The organism is Bradyrhizobium zhengyangense (genome assembly GCF_022012555.1).
GTDB lineage: Bacteria > Pseudomonadota > Alphaproteobacteria > Rhizobiales > Xanthobacteraceae > Bradyrhizobium > Bradyrhizobium zhengyangense.
This window is the reverse complement of record NZ_JAKLTZ010000001.1, coordinates 481,212-497,477: the sequence shown is the minus strand read 5'-3', so window position 1 is coordinate 497,477 and position 16,266 is coordinate 481,212. Positions and strand designations below refer to the sequence as shown.

At 62.8% G+C, this 16,266-nt stretch carries 13 protein-coding genes; 6 read left to right on the top strand and 7 right to left on the bottom strand.

Features of this window, described 5'->3' with window-relative positions; genetic code table 11:
- Nucleotides 1-115: 115 nt before the first annotated feature.
- The 3 genes from L6639_RS02450 to L6639_RS02440 all read left to right on the top strand — a co-directional run bounded on the left by L6639_RS02450 (nucleotide 116) and on the right by L6639_RS02440 (nucleotide 2,626).
- Nucleotides 116-1,234 (top strand): helix-turn-helix transcriptional regulator, encoded by a 1,119-nt coding sequence (locus L6639_RS02450; RefSeq protein ID WP_237858637.1) that lies wholly within the window; start codon nucleotides 116-118, stop codon nucleotides 1,232-1,234.
- Between the two features lie 219 nt (nucleotides 1,235-1,453).
- A complete protein-coding gene (locus L6639_RS02445) occupies nucleotides 1,454-1,711 on the top strand; it encodes a hypothetical protein (RefSeq protein ID WP_237858635.1) in 258 nt (85 codons plus the stop codon).
- 186 nt (nucleotides 1,712-1,897) lie between these two features.
- Nucleotides 1,898-2,626, top strand: coding sequence for a sulfite exporter TauE/SafE family protein (locus L6639_RS02440; protein ID WP_237858634.1), 729 nt, complete (start codon nucleotides 1,898-1,900; stop codon nucleotides 2,624-2,626).
- Here L6639_RS02440 and L6639_RS02435 read toward each other — a convergent pair.
- Entirely contained in the window at nucleotides 2,623-5,823 is a 3,201-nt protein-coding gene (locus L6639_RS02435; RefSeq protein ID WP_237858633.1) for an efflux RND transporter permease subunit, read from the bottom strand. The genes L6639_RS02440 and L6639_RS02435 overlap by 4 nt on opposite strands.
- A gap of 179 nt (nucleotides 5,824-6,002) precedes the next feature.
- On the bottom strand, nucleotides 6,003-7,244 hold the full coding sequence (locus L6639_RS02430) for an efflux RND transporter periplasmic adaptor subunit (protein WP_237858632.1): 1,242 nt from the start codon (nucleotides 7,242-7,244) through the stop codon (nucleotides 6,003-6,005).
- A 201-nt stretch (nucleotides 7,245-7,445) separates the two neighbouring features.
- Here L6639_RS02430 and L6639_RS02425 point away from each other — a divergent pair, with 201 nt between their 5' ends.
- Nucleotides 7,446-8,048, top strand: a complete 603-nt coding sequence (locus L6639_RS02425; RefSeq protein ID WP_237858631.1) for a TetR/AcrR family transcriptional regulator — start codon at nucleotides 7,446-7,448, stop codon at nucleotides 8,046-8,048.
- 404 nt (nucleotides 8,049-8,452) lie between these two features.
- Here the strand turns inward: L6639_RS02425 and L6639_RS02420 are convergent, their stop codons facing one another.
- From L6639_RS02420 to L6639_RS02400, 5 genes are all read right to left on the bottom strand, one after another.
- Entirely contained in the window at nucleotides 8,453-8,662 is a 210-nt protein-coding gene (locus tag L6639_RS02420; protein WP_276576221.1) for a DUF2158 domain-containing protein, read from the bottom strand.
- A gap of 324 nt (nucleotides 8,663-8,986) precedes the next feature.
- Nucleotides 8,987-9,916, bottom strand: a complete 930-nt coding sequence (locus L6639_RS02415) for an outer membrane protein (RefSeq protein WP_237858629.1) — start codon at nucleotides 9,914-9,916, stop codon at nucleotides 8,987-8,989.
- 441 nt (nucleotides 9,917-10,357) lie between these two features.
- Nucleotides 10,358-11,725 carry an MFS transporter gene (locus L6639_RS02410; RefSeq protein WP_237858628.1) on the bottom strand — a complete coding sequence of 456 codons (1,368 nt, stop codon included), beginning with the start codon at nucleotides 11,723-11,725 and terminating at the stop codon, nucleotides 10,358-10,360.
- Nucleotides 11,726-11,798: 73 nt separating this feature from the next.
- Complete coding sequence (locus L6639_RS02405) at nucleotides 11,799-13,328, bottom strand: aldehyde dehydrogenase (RefSeq protein WP_237858626.1); 1,530 nt, start codon at nucleotides 13,326-13,328, stop codon at nucleotides 11,799-11,801.
- A complete protein-coding gene (locus L6639_RS02400) occupies nucleotides 13,325-13,975 on the bottom strand; it encodes a GntR family transcriptional regulator (protein ID WP_237858624.1) in 651 nt (216 codons plus the stop codon). The genes L6639_RS02405 and L6639_RS02400 overlap by 4 nt, the downstream gene beginning before the upstream one ends.
- Nucleotides 13,976-14,129: 154 nt before the next feature.
- On the opposite strand from L6639_RS02400, the gene L6639_RS02395 reads away from it, so the two are divergent.
- Both L6639_RS02395 and rnz read left to right on the top strand, forming a co-directional pair.
- On the top strand, nucleotides 14,130-14,903 hold the full coding sequence (locus L6639_RS02395) for an alpha/beta fold hydrolase (protein ID WP_237858622.1): 774 nt from the start codon (nucleotides 14,130-14,132) through the stop codon (nucleotides 14,901-14,903).
- 372 nt (nucleotides 14,904-15,275) lie between these two features.
- On the top strand, nucleotides 15,276-16,181 hold the full coding sequence (gene rnz, locus L6639_RS02390) for a ribonuclease Z (RefSeq protein ID WP_237858621.1): 906 nt from the start codon (nucleotides 15,276-15,278) through the stop codon (nucleotides 16,179-16,181).
- Nucleotides 16,182-16,266 lie beyond the last annotated feature (85 nt).

Here is a 16,266-nt window from a genome sequence, read left to right as displayed (position 1 = left end):
TGATAGCTTGGTGATCGCTGTCTGAGTTGAACCTTTTGCTTCTGTGATAGACTCACCTAGGCCGCCGGGCATGAAGAACATTTCGCTATCGCCTGTTTGACCATTGGCTCTTTCGATGCCCCGACCTCCAAAACAGTCCGATTTGATCGAGCGCATCTATGATGCCGGTCTCGATCCTGGGTTGTGGGGCGACGTGGTCGTCATGCTCAATGGGTTCATTGGCAGCCGGGCCTGCGGTCTGATTTCGAAGGATCCGATCAGCAAGTCCGGTGCGACGCATTATTATTGCGGGGTCGATCCGCACTACATCCAGCTCTATGCGGAAACCTACGCCCGGTACGATCCCCTCGCCAGGCTTCCCCGCTATGGCGAGGTGCGCAACATCCCGGACCTCGTGAATTTCGAGGAATATCGCCGTGGCCGCTTCTATCAGGAATGGCTGCGCCCACAGGGCTGCGCCGATGTCGCCAACGTGGTTCTGGAGCAGTCGCAGTCGTCGTGTCCGATGTTGCTGACCGTGATTCCGGGTAAGGAGATGCTCGACGCGGTGCAGCGGGCGAGGATGCAGGCCGTCGTCTCGCATGCGAGCCGGGCCCTGGTGATCAATCGAGCGATCGAGCGGAAGCAGCAGCGCGCGACCGCGCTCGCTGACGTCGTGGATCAACTGAACGCAGGCGTGATCCTGCTCGATGCGGCCTGCAATATCGTCCACGGCAATCCGGCCGCGGAGGCGTTGCTCGCCGCCGACGACGTCCTGCGATCGGTTTCGGGGCGGCTCGTGGCAAGATCGTCCGCAGCAAATTCCGTCCTGCGCGAGACCTTTCGTGACGCGGGAGAGGTTGCCTTGGCGGCGGCCTCGGACCAGAAAATTCCGCTGATGTCGCACGACGGTTCCTACTACATCGCGCAAATCGTCGCGCTGCCCTCGCTGCTGCGTAACGGAGCAGAATCGGTTGGCGGCGCCATCGGAGCCCTGTTTGTCTGGAAGGCCGAGGTCGACAGTCAGTCGTGCGCCGGCCTGATCGACCGTACGTTCGGATTGACGCCTGCGGAGCTCAGGGTTCTGCAATCCATCGTCGAGGTCGGCGGAGTTCCAGAGACCGCGATCGCGCTCGGCATCGCGGAGACGACGGTGAAGACGCATCTGCATCGCGTCTTCGCCAAGACGGGTGTTTCGCGTCAGGCCGACCTCGTCAAGCTCGCGGCCGGGTTTTCCAATCCGCTCGTCCACTGACGCATCAGGGCGCTGAAGCAAGCATCAGCGCGTCGCCTTCAAATTCATCATCAGAATGTTATTGCGCGTCATTCGTTTGGGTGACGCGATTTGCTGCGTTCTCTCCTACCAGAACGCACACGATTTCTTGTTCGTCGCGCTCGAGCTTCGTGTGAAGCAACTCACAGCGCGCGGACGTGAAGTCCATCAATCTCGCTTGCAGGTTGAAAGGAGGTTGTCATGCCAACACCGTTCCGGAGCCTGGTTGGGACGTTCCACGGCGTTGCCAATCGCATGCTCGCAGCGCTGCATCAGCAGCGTGCGATCGAGGCGCGGCGCGTGTTGCGGCGCTATCGCCATCTCCTGGAAACGCAGCATGAAACATTGCCTTTGAACGAAATCGATTCTGTCTGCAGCGAAGAGGAATTTATAGAAGATGCCCACCGATCTGATGCGCACCAGCGTTCGGCCAGTCGCCGCAGTCTCGAGCACACGTAACCTCAATAGTGTCGCGCTGGCTCTCACCGCGGCCCTCGTCACGCTTCAACTCGCCGGTCTCGTCATGCTGGAGCGAGCTCACGCGCATGCCATGCAGGTGTCGTTTCCGCGCGAGCCTGCGGCGTGCGCGGACAGCACCGTAGCGCCCGTATCCCAGATTCCTTACGACTGAGCGGAGGGCGGACCATGCCTGACGTCGCGACCCTCCTGCTGCTCAGCGTTGCCGTGTTCGCCGGAGCCTTCGTCTCGGGGCTCTCCGGCTTCGCATTCTCGGCGGTGGCGGGCGCGGTCTTGCTGCGCGTGTTCCAGCCGCTGGAGGCGGTGCCGCTGATGATGGCGTGCAGCATCGGCGTGCAGGCAACCAATCTGTGGGCGCTTCGGCGCAGCATCCGCTGGGAGGGAAGCCTCCTGTTGATCGTCGGTGGACTGATCGGCGTTCCCATCGCAGTCTCGCTGTTGCAATCGACCGATACGCATCTGCTCCGGCGCGGCTTCGGCATCGTCGTGTCCCTCTATGCCGGCTACATGCTGCTGCGACCGACGCTGGTGACGGCCAGCGAGGCAGTCGGCCGGCACTGGGTTGCGCTGATCGGATTCGGAGGAGGGCTCGTCGGCGGGCTCACCGCCATGCCTGGCGCGATCCCGACGATCTGGTGCGACATGCGCGGCATGCCCAAGAGCGAGCAGCGCGGCCTGGTGCAGCCGTTCATTGCGGCGATGCAGGTCTTTGCGATCGCTCTGCTGGTGGGACACCAGGACCTCTCGTCAAAGGTCTTCGTCGACCTCGCCGTCAGCCTGCCTGCGCTGTTTGCCGGATCCGCGCTTGGCGTGATCGCGTTTCACCGGGTCAACGAGACGGTCTTTCGCAAGACTGTGCTCGTGCTGTTGTTGATCTCCGGGATATCCCTGATCTAGTGGCCGGGATTGGTGACTGAGCCCTGAACTGGCGCGGCGTTGGTGTCGCTGGTGTGATGCACCAGCGGCTTCATGCCGGTGATGGTTCGCAGCAGTACATAGAACACCGGCGTCAGGAACAGGCCGAACACGGTGACGCCGATCATGCCGGAGAACACGGCAACGCCCATCGCGCGCCGCATTTCGGAACCTGCGCCGGTCGAGAGCACCAGCGGCAGCACGCCCATGATGAACGCCATCGAGGTCATCAGGATCGGACGCAGGCGCAGCCGGCTCGCCTCGATCGCGGCCCGGATCGGCGTGCGGCCGGCGAATTCGAGCTCGCGCGCGAATTCGACGATCAGGATCGCGTTCTTGGCCGAGAGTCCCACGAGCACGATCAGTCCGATCTGGGTGAAGACGTTGTTGTCACCTTTCGAGAGCCAGACGCCGAACATCGCAGCCAACAGGCCCATCGGCACGATCATGATGATCGAGAGCGGCAGGGTCAGGCTCTCATAGAGCGCGGCTAGCACCAGGAACACCAGCAGGATCGCCAGCGGAAACACCCAGAGCCCGGAATTGCCGGCGATGAACTCCTGATAGGTCAGGTCGGTCCATTCGAAGGCGAAGCCGGGTGGCAGCACCTCCGCCGCAATCCGCGTCGCTGCTTCCTGCGCCTGGCCGGACGAATAGCCCGGCGCGGCCGCCGCGTTGATGTCGGACGACAGGAAACCGTTATACCGGATCGCACGCTCCGGACCTGCGCTCTGGCGGATCGTGAGCAGCGCCGACAATGGCACCATGTCGCCGGATGATGAACGCACCTTCAACTGCCTGATGTCGTCGGCCCGGGCGCGGAACGGCGCGTCGGCCTGGACATAGACGGAGTAGGTGCGGCCAAACTTGTTGAAGTCGTTGACGTAGTAGGACCCGAGGTAAATCTGCAGCGTGTTGAAGACCTCCGTCACGGGCACGCCAAGCTGCAACGCCTTGGTGCGGTCGATGTCCGCGAACAGCTGGGGCACGTTGACCTGGAAGCTCGAGAACACGCCGGCGATCTCCGGCGCCTTCTGCATCGCCGCCATGAACGCCTTGGTTGCATCGTTCAGGGCTTCATAGCCCAAGCCAGCACGATCCTCGATCTGGAGCTTGAAGCCGCCGATGGTGCCGAGACCGTTGACCGGCGGCGGCGGGAACATGGCGATGAAGGCTTCCTGGATGCCGGCATATTTCTTGTTCAGCTCGGCCGCCAGCGCGGGACCGCTGAGTGAGGGATCCTTGCGCTCGTCGAACGGTTTCAGCGTCGAGAACACGATGCCGGCGTTGGAGGAGTTGGTGAAGCCTGATATCGACAGGCCCGGGAAGGCGACCGAGCTCTCGACACCGGGCTGGGTCAGAGCGATGTCGCTCATCTTGCGGATCACCTCTTCGGTGCGGTCGAGCGTGGCGCCATCGGGCAGCCGCGAGAAGCCGACCAGATATTGCTTGTCCTGGCCCGGCACGAATCCACCAGGCACTTGCTGGAACAGGAAGGCGGTGACGCCGACGAGGACGACGTAGAGCCCCATCACCGCAGCCTTGCCGGAGATCACCTTGGTGACGGTGCCGCTGTAGCTGTTCGAGGAGTAGGTGAACGCCTGATTGAAGCGGCGGAAGAACCAGCCGAGGCTCTTCTCCATGATGATCGTCAGCCGGTCCTTCGGCTCGTCGTGACCCTTCAGCAGCAGCGCCGACAGGGCCGGTGACAGCGTCAGCGAGTTGACGGCCGAGATCACGGTCGAGATCGCAATCGTCAGCGCGAACTGCTTGTAGAACTGCCCCGTCAAGCCTGAGATGAATGCGAGGGGCACGAACACGGCGATCAGCACCATCGCAATCGCGATGATCGGTCCCGACACCTCGCGCATCGCCTGATAGGTGGCATCGCGCGGAGACAGCCCGCCCTCGATGTTGCGCTCGACGTTCTCGACCACGACGATGGCGTCGTCGACCACGATGCCGATCGCGAGCACCAGGCCAAACAGGCTGAGCGCGTTGATGGAGAAGCCGAACACGTGCATGACCGCAAACGTGCCCACGATCGACACGGGCACGGCGAGCAGGGGGATGATCGAGGCGCGCCAGGTCTGCAGGAACAGGATCACGACCAGCACCACCAATGCGATCGCCTCCAGCAGCGTGTGGATCACGGCCTCGATCGAGGAGCGCACGAACTGGGTGGGGTCGTAGACGATCTGATAGGACACGCCCTCCGGCATGTTCTTCTTGATCTCGGCCATGGTGGCGCGGACGTGGTCGGAGATCTCGAGCGCATTGGAGCCCGGTGCCTGGAAGATCGGGATCGCCACCGCCTGCTTGTTGTCGAGCAGCGAGCGCAGGCCGTATTCGGAGGCGCCGAGCTCGATGCGGGCGACGTCGCGCAAGCGCACGACCTCGCCGCGTGTGCCGGTCTTGACCACGATGTCGCCGAACTGCTCCTCGTTGGCGAGCCTGCCCTCCGCGTTGACGGAGAGCTGCAGGTCGATGCCCTTGACGTTCGGCGACGAGCCGACCACGCCGGCGGCGGCCTCGACGTTCTGCGCCTGGATTGCCTTGACGATGTCGCTCGCGGTCAGGCCATGCTCGGCCGCCTTCTGCGGATCGACCCAGACCCGCATCGAATAGTCGCCGGCACCGTAGAGCTGGACGTCGCCGACGCCGTCGATGCGCGCGAGGCGGTCCTTGACGTTGAGCACCGCATAATTGCGCAAATACGTCATGTCGTAACGGTTGTTCGGCGACAACAGATGCACCACCATGGTGAGGTCCGGCGAAGACTTCTTGGTGATGATGCCGAGCTGGCGCACCACGGCCGGCAGGCGCGGCTCGGCCTGCTGCACGCGGTTCTGCACCAGCTGCGTCGCCTTGTCGGGGTCGGTGCCGAGGCGGAACGTCACCGTCAGCGTCATCGCGCCGTCGGTGGTCGCCTGGCTCGACATGTAGAGCATGCCTTCGACGCCGTTGATCTGCTCCTCGATCGGCGTCGCCACCGTCTCAGCGATCACCTTGGGATTGGCGCCGGGATAGGTTGCACGCACGAGCACCGAGGGCGGCACGACATCGGGATATTCCGAGATCGGCATCGCGAACAGCGAGATCAGTCCGGCGAGGAAGATCAGCACCGACAGCACGCCGGCGAAGATCGGACGATCAATGAAGAACTTTGAGAGATTCATGGCTTTGCCCCTGGGCAATATCTTTCTCGTCTCCACACAGCTCCGCCGTCATTCCGGGGCGCGCTAAGCGCGAACCCGGAATCCAGAGGTGATGTGCTCTGAGCCTCGTTACTTCGAGATTCTCAGGTGCGCTATTGCGCACCGTAGTTCGCGCTACGCGCGCCCCGGAATGACGGTGACTAGCGTTGCACCACGTCCTGGTTGCTGTGGTTGGAGGCCTGCTGTCCGCGCGCACCCATCGCGGCCACTTCCATCTTGAGGAGAGCGCCAGGACGCACGCGCTGCAGACCGTTGACGACGATGCGATCGCCGGGCTTCAGACCCGCGGTGACGATGCGCAGGCCGTCGACCGCGCCGCCGAGCGTGATCGGCCGGTAGACCGCACGGCTGTCATCGCCAACAGCCATCACGAACTTCTTGTCCTGGTCAGTGCCGATCGCGCGCTCGTCGATCATCACCAGCGTCTGCTGCTTCGGCTGGCCCATCCGCACGCGGGCGAATTGGCCGGGGATCAGACGCCCGTCGTCGTTCTGAAAAACAGCGCGCACACGAATGGTGCCACTCTGGCCGTTGACCTGGTTGTCGATGAGCTGGATGTGGCCCTTGGCGGAGAGTCCGCCTGAGGTCGCCATTTCCACCGGGATCTGATCGAGATTGCCGCGCTTTCCCGACACCTCCGCGATCGAGTTCAGTGCGCGCAGCACAACCTCTTCATCGGCGTCGAAGGAGGCGTAGATCGGATTGACCGAGACCAGCGAGGTCAGAACGGGAGAGGCGGTGCCGGCGGCAACGAGATTGCCGACGGTGATTTCGATCTTGCCGACGCGGCCGTCCACGGGCGCGCGCACCTCGGTGTAGTCGAGATTGAGCTTCGCGGTCTGCAGAGTCGCCTCGGCCGCCTTCACATTGGCGATCGCTTCACGATTGGCATTGTCGCGCTGGTCGTAGTCGCGCCGCGTGACCACGGCATTGCCGACCAGTTGCGCGCCGCGCTCGAGCTCGCCCTGGGTGAAGACGACGCGCGCTTTCGCGGCCTCGAGCTGCGCGTTGGCCTTGTCGACCTCGGCCTCATAAGGCGCCGGATCGATCTTGAACAGGACGTCACCGGCCTTCACCAGTGCACCCTCGGTAAAATTGGTCGCGAGGATCGCGCCGGCAACGCGCGGCCGAAGCTCGACGCGGTTGATGGCCTCGAGCCGGCCGGAGAAATCGTCCCACAGCACGGTCTGCCTTGGTTCGATCAGCGCGACGGTGACGGGAACGGCCTGTTCGGCTGCCGCCGCCGTTGCGGTCGCCTGCGCGGCGCGAAAATAATGGCCGGTCGCGATCGAGCCGGCCACGGCGAGGGCGCCCACAACAGCAACGCCGCTGAGAAGTCGGCGGATCCGGCCGGGACGAGAGGTTGTTTGGGTGGGGGGCATTTGCGCGCTCCAGATATGTAGTGTTTACTACAGATGTGGAGCTGGATACCGCAGCGCAAGATACTTATATACCGTTCGCTAAGAAAATTGTACCCGCTTACCGCAAGATTGGGAAGGCGGAAGAGAAAAGAAAGATAGAACAAATAGATAGGACCAGGCGTTAGATCGAGGGACGACGCCGAATCCAAGGAGGATAGTGGCATGGGCATGGGACGCCCCCGCGAATTCGACGCTGATGTCGCGTTGGATCGGGCGATGGAAGTGTTTTGGCGCCATGGCTATGAGGGCGCCACGATCGCCCAGCTCACGGAGGCCATGGGTATCAACCCGCCGAGCCTCTATGCCTGCTTCGGCAACAAGGAAGGCCTGCTCAAGGCCGCGCTCGACCGCTACACCAAACTGCGTGGCGCGTGGATGGACGAAGTGGTGTCCGCACCGACCGCCCGCGAAGTCGCCGAGCGGATGCTGATGGGCATCGCCGAGAAGCAGACCGATCCCGCCAATCCGCCGGGCTGCCTGCTCGTGCAAGGCGGCATCGCCACCGGTGCCGGCTCCGAAAACGTCCCCTTCGAACTCGCAGCGCGCCGCGCCCAGAACGAAGAGCAACTGCGCGAGCGCTTTGTCCGGGCCAAGGCAGAGGGCGATCTCAAGGACACGTCGGATCCCGCAGCACTCGCGCGTTATGTCTCGGCGGTGTCCGTCGGCATGGGCGTGATGGCCTCTTCAGGCTCTGATCGCGAAGCGCTGCGGCAGGTGGCTGATGTCGCGGTGCAGGCGGTTGAGGCGCAGTCGGAGCGGGAGTAGGTTTGAACTCGTTAAGCGGCAGGCCGCCTAATGTCCGCTCAGACTCTTGCAGCCGCGGAAAAGCAGCATTCTCTCAATGTCGCTCAACGGCCAAGAGGCGGCGTTGATAAATCGCACCAAGACACAACTTATGTGGCCCAGGACTTATGTGGCCCATGCGTATTTGCAGATGATGACCGCCACGAGCAGTGCGAACATGAGCAAGTAAGAGAATTGCGAATTGGAAATCGTCTCTATGGGCCATTTCAGAATTGACGGCGGGACGCGCAAATAGTGTGCGTCTAGTGACGTCAGCCGGACATACACGAACCCGGTCCCGATGTAAGCCGCGCCAACAAGACTAACCAGTTGCCAGAAAATCATCACGCGCCTCCATCCGCGAGCCCGCCGGCGACAACACGATTCTAGAATGTTCGCGGCGAACCGTCGGCGTAGACCGGCTGCAACAATTCTTCTTCAAAATCCGCGACCATCTTCTGCTGGTTATCGATCCAAGTGCATTCGTATTTGACGTGCGGCATCATCTGGAGCCGAGGATATGCCATCGTCACCATCATGATGGGACCCCCGCTCTTGTGTCTGACGAGGTTGCCGGGTCTGAGAGAAGGGTCCATGGCGCTTCCTAGAGTAACGATCACCAGTTTACGGCCGTTCGCCAAACGCTTCACACGTCAAAATTGAATTAGGATACCGCGCCGTTAACGCCGAGTTTGCCTCGGGGCCGCGAGTACGTCGGCTCAAGGTCAAAATGCGAAGAGCTCAGGTTGAGCAAATCCGGTCCGCCCTACGGCGATGAGCGAACCTCCGTCAGACGCGGCGCAACTTCGCTGACGGGCCAACAGACGATATGGCCAGCGTCCTGCCTGGATGGCACCGCAAACAAAAAAAGCCCCGGCGCAAGCCGGGACTTTCTTCGCTTCCCGGAGGAAGACGTTCAATCAGTACTTCGCAACCACCGGACCACCGAATTGATAGGCCGCGCCTACGCGCACGCTGTCAATGTCGAGGTTGCCCCAGTTCGCGCGCCAGCCGCAACCCGCGCAAGCTGCTGCCCCGTTGGCTAGGACGGCCGGTACGATGCCGCTCGCACCGTCAAATCCGTAGTGGAGGTATTCGACGCGAACCAGCCACTGCGGCGCAACTCGCCATTCGACGCCGGCGCCGGCGACCCAGCCGACTTGGTTTCGTGAGAAGGCAACGGCCGAGGTCCCAAAACACGTGGTGGCAGCGGCGCCCGGACATCCGAATCCGAACAGGCCAGCCGGATTCGTCGACGGGGTGAACACGGCAGAGTACTTGGTATCAGTAAAGGCCACACCGCCTGTGCCGTAGAGCAACACGTTGTCGCCAGCACCCACGACCATGCCGACGCGTCCTCGCAACGAAGCCAACCACTGGGTTGAGCTGTTTAACTGCATGTTCGTGCCCAACGGGGGGAAGTTGGCGGGCTGCCCCGTGAACGAGCCGACGACGGTTTGGGCGTCGCTTCCCGTCTTATTGTCCGTCCATGTTATATCGCCCTCGAAGCCAAACACCCACTTGTTCTGCTGCCAGTTGCAGCCTCCATAGCCGCCGCCCAAGACGCTGTCGCGCGACAAACCATGCGATGTGGGTAGAACGCCGTACCCCGCGATTCCCGCTCCGTTGATCGCAGGCGCTCCGAAGCCCGGTGAGGGGAACGCCGATGTGTCCCCGTTCTGATGAGCGTGGTACCAGCCGACGTCACCACCGATGTAACAGCCGGTCCAGCTTACAACGACCGGCGGCGGCAGTGGAGGCGCCTTGACGGCCATGTCAGCCGCGTATGTGGAGCCGACGCTTGCGATGATCATCGACGACGCGATCGCCGATTTAAGAGCAGCCTTCATGCAGACTTCCCCCTTAGAAATTATTGATAATGCAAATTCCAACGGCAGCGTAATTTGAGGACGTGCGATTGACGAGCGCAAACGCCGGTTCCATTTGGCTTACCAGCATTTTCCTCGACCGATGTTGCCGGATTGCAACCTCAAAGGGTCAGCATCGCTGATGCATTTCAAGTTGGTGCGCCAAGCTGCCCGGACTGCGTGAAATATTTTTCATGAGCGTAGCCGTCCGTTCGGACGACCTGGTCTCATTGGCTTGCGCAAGTATGCGGCGCTCCGCAGCGGTTGTGTGGGGTGTTCGTCCAGGATATTTCGGTGAGCCCGTTCGAGCCCCTTGTTGCCAAGTACACGCTCCAGCTCGCCGCCGGAGAGTGCAGCAAAGCAAGACGCCCCGATGTCAGCCATCGGAGCGTCATGAGCGAGAGAGCGTGGAGCTATTGGTTCTCAGGACACTTCGCTCAGAACGGGCGCCGCCGCTTCCTCCGTCTTCAGCTCCTCGAGGCTGCGATGCCTGGGCTCGATGCCAAGCGCCCAGACCGTGATGATCTGAATCACCAGCAGCCCGATCATCAGCGCCATCACGCCGGCAACGCCGCGCGATTCAAACAGCGACACAACGAGGAACGGTGTGACGATCGTGGCGCCGCGCCCCAGCGTATTGACGATGCCGGAGGCGCGCAGGCGAACCTCGGTCGGAAACAGCTCGGGGATGTAGATGCCGAACAGCAGGGCCACCAGGACGTAGATCGGCACCGTCAGCGCAAAGCCCACGGCCGGCAGCAGGATCGGATCCGAGATCATGGGATAGAGGATGCCCAGCGCCACCGAGACCAGCGACGCCCCGATGATGGTCGGCTTGCGGCCCCAGCGATCTGCAGTCAGCGCACCGATCGCCGAGCCGATCGGCGCACCGAGTGCCATCAGCAGCGAATAGCCAAACGAGGTTGCGATCGAGAGACCCTGCTTGACGAAGAACACCGGAAGCCAGGTGACGAAGCCGTAGAGCAGGGTGTTGATGGTGATGAGGCAGACCGCACCGACGATCATCCGCGACAGCAAGGGTGCGGTGAACAGCGTGCCGAGATCGGCAGCGACCGGGGCCGATGTCGTGGCCACCGGCGCGGGCAAGGGCTGGCCTTGTGCCGCTTCTTTCTCGATGGCCTGCATCAGCGCTTCGGCCTCCGCGGTCCGTCCGACCGCTTCCAGCCAGCGCGGCGATTCCGGCAGTGACTTGCGCATGTACCAGACGATGAGCGCGCCGATGCCGCCGAGCACGAACATGGAGCGCCAGCCGAACTGCGGCACCACCACCGACGCGACCAGCAGCGCGACGGGCAGGCCGGTGACGACGCACACGGTGGTGAAGCCGAGCCATTTGCCGCGGGTCCGCGCGGGCACGAACTCCGTCATCGTCGAATAGCCGACGACATTCTCCGCCCCGAGCCCGACGCCCATCACGAAGCGGCAGGCAATCAGGAAGGCCATGCTTGGCGCGAACGCGGCGGCCAGGGAAGCGAGACCGAAAAGCAGCAAATTGAATTGATAGGTGAAGCGGCGTCCGTAGCGGTCACCGAGAAAACCGGTGCCGAACGATCCCAGCATCATGCCGACGAAGGTCGCGGAGATGAAAACCGCGTTTTGGGCGAGGGTTGAGAAGCCCGTCTTCAGCGTCACGCTGAGCACGGTCCCGGCGATGTAAATATCAAAACCGTCGAAGAACATGCCAATGCCGATCAGCAGCATGATGCGGCGGTGGAATGGCCCGATCGGCAGCCGATCAAGACGGCTGCCTGCGTTCACCGATGTCGACATTGACGCTCTCCCTTGACTGAAATCCCGATGATGCGGCCCGCCTTCTCTGGGCGATCTGCCGCGTGTCGTTCTGCTAGTTCAGCCGTTTCTGGCTGGCCGTGTCGCGATACCAGTCGAACGGCTGCTCATGCGTGGCGACCATCACGCTCTTGGTGTTGAAGTGGTCGTCAAAACTTTCTGTGCCGCATTCGCGGCCGATGCCGGAATCGTCGACGCCGCCCCAGGGCGAGGCCGGATCGAGCCGGTGGTGGTCGTTGACCCAGACGATGCCGGCCTTGACGGAGGCGGCGACGCGGTGGGCGCGGGCGACATCCCGGGTGCGGATCGCCGCGGCGAGGCCGAAGGGCGAGTCGTTGGCAAGCCGCAGCGCGTCGGCCTCGTCCTTGAAGGGCGTCACCGAAGTGAAGGGACCGAACACTTCCTCCTGGAAGATGCGCATATCGGAGGTGACGTCGGCAAAGACCGTCGGCTCGACGAAATAGCCAGCGTCGTGACCCGGCACCTTCGCGGCAACGCCGCCGGTGACGAGACGCGCGCCGTCTTGGTGGCCGTAGCCGGAATAGGTGAGCACGCGGTCGCGCTGCCGTGCCGAGATCACGGGGCCGAGCTGGGTGTTGGCATCGAAGGGATCGCCGATGCGGATCGTGCGGGTCTTGGCTTTCAGCTTTTCGACGAACTCGTCATAGATCGAGGCCTGCACGATGTGACGCGATGCGCAGACACAGGTCTGCCCGGCACCGATGAAGGCACCGAACGCCGCGTAATTGACGGCGCGGTCGACGTCGAAATCGTCGAACACCATCACCGGTGTCTTGCCGCCGAGCTCCATGGTCTGATGCGCAAACACCTTTGCGGCCGCGCTGCCGGCGATGCGGCCGGCCTCGGTGCCGCCGGTCAGGACCAGCTTGTTGATGTCGCCATGCTCGGCGAGCATCTTGCCGGCGCTCTGGCCGAGACCGAGAACGATATTGAAGACGCCAGGCGGCAGGCCGGCCTCGGTGAAGATCTGCGCGAGCTTCAAGGTCGTCAGCGGCGTGTATTCGGACGGCTTGACCACGGTGACGCAGCCGGTCGCCAGCACCACGGCGAGCGACTTGCACAGAATCATCAGCGGATGATTGAACGGTGTGCAGTTGGCAACGATACCGATAGGGGTGCGAAGCGTGTAGTTGAGATACGCGCCCTCGACAGGGATCACGGAATCGCGGCGCGACAGCGCGACGCCGGCAAAGTAGCGGAAGAAGTCGGGGAGCCGGGAGAGCTGGGCGCGGGTCTCATTGATCGGGCGGCCGTTGTTGAGGGTCTCCAGCCGGTACAGGCTGTCGAGATTGGCCTCGAAGGCATCGGCAAGCTTGTTGACCAGCCGGGCGCGTGCGCGCGTGTCCATGCCGCCCCAGGCCTTGCCTTCGAAGGCGGCGCGTGCGCTTCGCATGGCGCGGTCGATATCCTCAGCGGTCGAATTGGGAATGCGGGCGATCACATCGCCGGTCGCAGGATTGCGCACGTCCAACATCGCGCCGCCTCCGGCTTCGACTTCCCGGCCATCGATGAAATTGCCGTGAATTTCGACGTCGATCGAGGCGGGTTTCGACGGAACGTTCATGATGACCTCTCTTCGACGATGACGGCGTTGCGCTTGAGCGCCGGCAGAACGCGTTTTTCGGTGGCCCCGATATGGGCCTTGATGATGCGTGCCGCGGTTCGCGTTTCGCGGCTCTGCATGGCGTCGATCAGCGCGACGTGTTCGGCGACGAGTTTCGCCGGGTCGTGTCCCTTCAGATTCGAAACGCTGACGCGGACCAGCCGATCGGCCTGGCCGATCAAATCGCAGAGCGCCGTTGCCATGCGGCGATTGCCGGACGCATGCGCCAGCGCGGTGTGGAAGCCGCGATTGTAGACGATGAAGTCTTCGTGGTTGCCCGAGAAGCGGCGAAAATCGTCGAGCGATTTCAAGACGCTGTCAGGCGCACTCTCGATCGCCTCGGCAACGCAGGCCGGCTCCAGCGCAAGGCGGAAGCGTAAGAGGTCGCGCGCATCCGAGAGCGAGATCGGCGTGACCCGATAGCCCTGGCGCGGCTGCACCGTCACGAGGTGCTCGCGCTGCAATCGCAAAAGCGCGTCCCGCACCGGTTGCCGGCTCACCTCATAGCGCTCGGCGAGGTCCTGCTCTCGCATTTCATCGCCAGGAGCAAGGCGGCAAGCTAAAATATCAGCTCTCAGAAGATCGTAGATATTCTCGCGCAAAAGCATGACCTGTAGGACCTCCGTGAGTATAATCTCTCAGTCCTGATATTTCACGTCAAGGCCTCAATGCTTGAATTCCCGGCGATTTGATTTATCAATCGAGCCAATAGGACGCGCGGGTCGCGCGTGCTCTGACCGACGCAATCGAGAAAGACCGGACATGGACAGGCTTCTTGCCAACGGAACCGTCAACGCCGCGGAATCGGGCGAGGGGCCGCCGTTGTTTCTCTTTCACTCGCTGTTGTCGGATCGCGCGAGCTTCGATGCGATCGCGCCGGAGCTTGCGACATCGTTTCGAACCATCGTGCCGGAGCTGCCCGGGTTTGGCCGTTCAGGCGCCGTGGAGGGCGGCCTTGCTGCGGTCGCGGACCGGATGGCCGAGGCCGTACGGGATGCGGCGAACGGCGCGCCGGCGATCGTGCTCGGCAACGGCTATGGCGGCTTCGTCGCCTTGCAGATGGCGATCCGGCATCCTGAGATCGCCGCCAAGCTCGTTCTCGCCGACAGCGGCGCTGCGTTCTCGGAGCCCGGCCGCGAAGCGTTTCGCAACATGGCGAGGGTGTCGCGCGAGAAAGGGCTGGAGGCGATCACCGACGTCGCCATGCGGCGCCTGTTCGCGCCGGAGTTTCAGGAGCAACATCCTGAGCTGATGAAGGATCGTCGCGCAGCGTTCCTGCGGACGGATCCCGATGTCTTCCGTGCCGCGTGCGATGCATTGGCAAGCCTCGATCTCCGCGCTCAACTCGGCACGGTGAAGGTTCCGGTCCTCGTTCTGGTCGGTGAGCACGATGAGGCGACGCCGCCGCCGATGTCGCACGAGCTCGCCGCCGGATTGCCGCACGCCAGGCTCGAGATCATTCCGGGCTGCGCGCACGTGCCGCAGCTGCAATCGCCGCGGCAGTTTCTCGTTGCTCTCAACGGCTTCTTGTTCTGATCGGCGCGGGCGCCGCGTTCGAAATGGCGATGGCTTCCGAACCGTTAATGGTTCGGAGTGATTGCGAATTCACGACTGGGGATCATGCCATCGTGCGCCTGTTTTGCCCGACGTGTCAAACGTCCGCCGTCGGCGAGGCGCGGGGCGTGAGGCGCGAATTTCTCCAGTGATTTGTACTGTGCATGGGGTTGTTTTCGCGTTTTCGATTGAGCGCCCTCACGCAGCGAGGCGCCTTCCTCAAATGGCAGCAGCGCATCCAGGCCGCAGAAGCCGCGTCGATGGGACTATACGCACTGCTGCCCACGTGGCATTGGGAACGGTGAGGCCGTCCGGGGGGGAGGTCTCGGCCGACCCGCTGGACAACTGACCGCCATGTTCGCCCTGACTTTCCTCGGCACCTCCGCGAGCGTTCCATCTGCAGAACGTAACCATCCAGCGCTTCTCCTGGAGGCCGCGGGCACGCGCATGCTGATCGACTGCGGGGAGGGGACGCAGCGCCAGATGCTGCGAAGTGGCGCCGGCTTTCGGCGGCTCGACCGCATTCTCCTTACGCATGGTCATCTCGATCACGTGCTGGGCATTCCCGGTCTCTTCTCGACTCTGGGATTGCGACAGATCTCCGACGTGATGAGCATCCATGGCGGGCCTGGGACGCTCGATATCGTGATCTCCATGCTCGCGGGCCTGTGGGGCGCGGGAAGGGCGCCGATCTCCGTACAGTTCGCGCCGCTGTCTGAAGGGCAGGTCATTGACGCCGGCGACTTCACCATCGACTGCTTTCCGGTCCGCCATCGCGACACCGACAGCTTTGGATTCTCATTCCAAAGTCCGGCGCGCCGCCATCTGTTGTCTGATCGCCTCTCAGCGCTGGGTGTGCCTGATGGTCCGCTGCGGGGCGAGTTGGCCGCAGGGCGTACCATCACGGTTGAAGGCGGCCGGACGATTGATCCGGAAGATGTTTTGGGGCCGCCAAGCGGCGGCAAGAAGCTCGTTGTGATCGGCGACACCGAGACCACCAATGGGCTTTCGAAGCATGTCGCGGATGCCGATCTGCTTGTGATCGAGGCGACGTTCCTGGATCGGGATGCGCCGACGGCGCGAGACTACGGCCACCTCACGGCAGCAGAGGCGGCCCGGTTTGCGGCCACCAACAATGTCCAACAACTCGTGCTGACTCATCTTTCGGGTCGCTATGAGGACGATGAGATCTTGGCCGAAGCGGCAAAGATCTTTCCGAGCGTCAGGATCGCCGCCGATCTGGAACGTATCGCTGTTTAGGCAGTGCGTTGCACGACCATTAATCTTACCTGTCAAGGTTGACGCGACTTCATTCCCGCAGCCACGCGTCAGCGCGATATTTTCG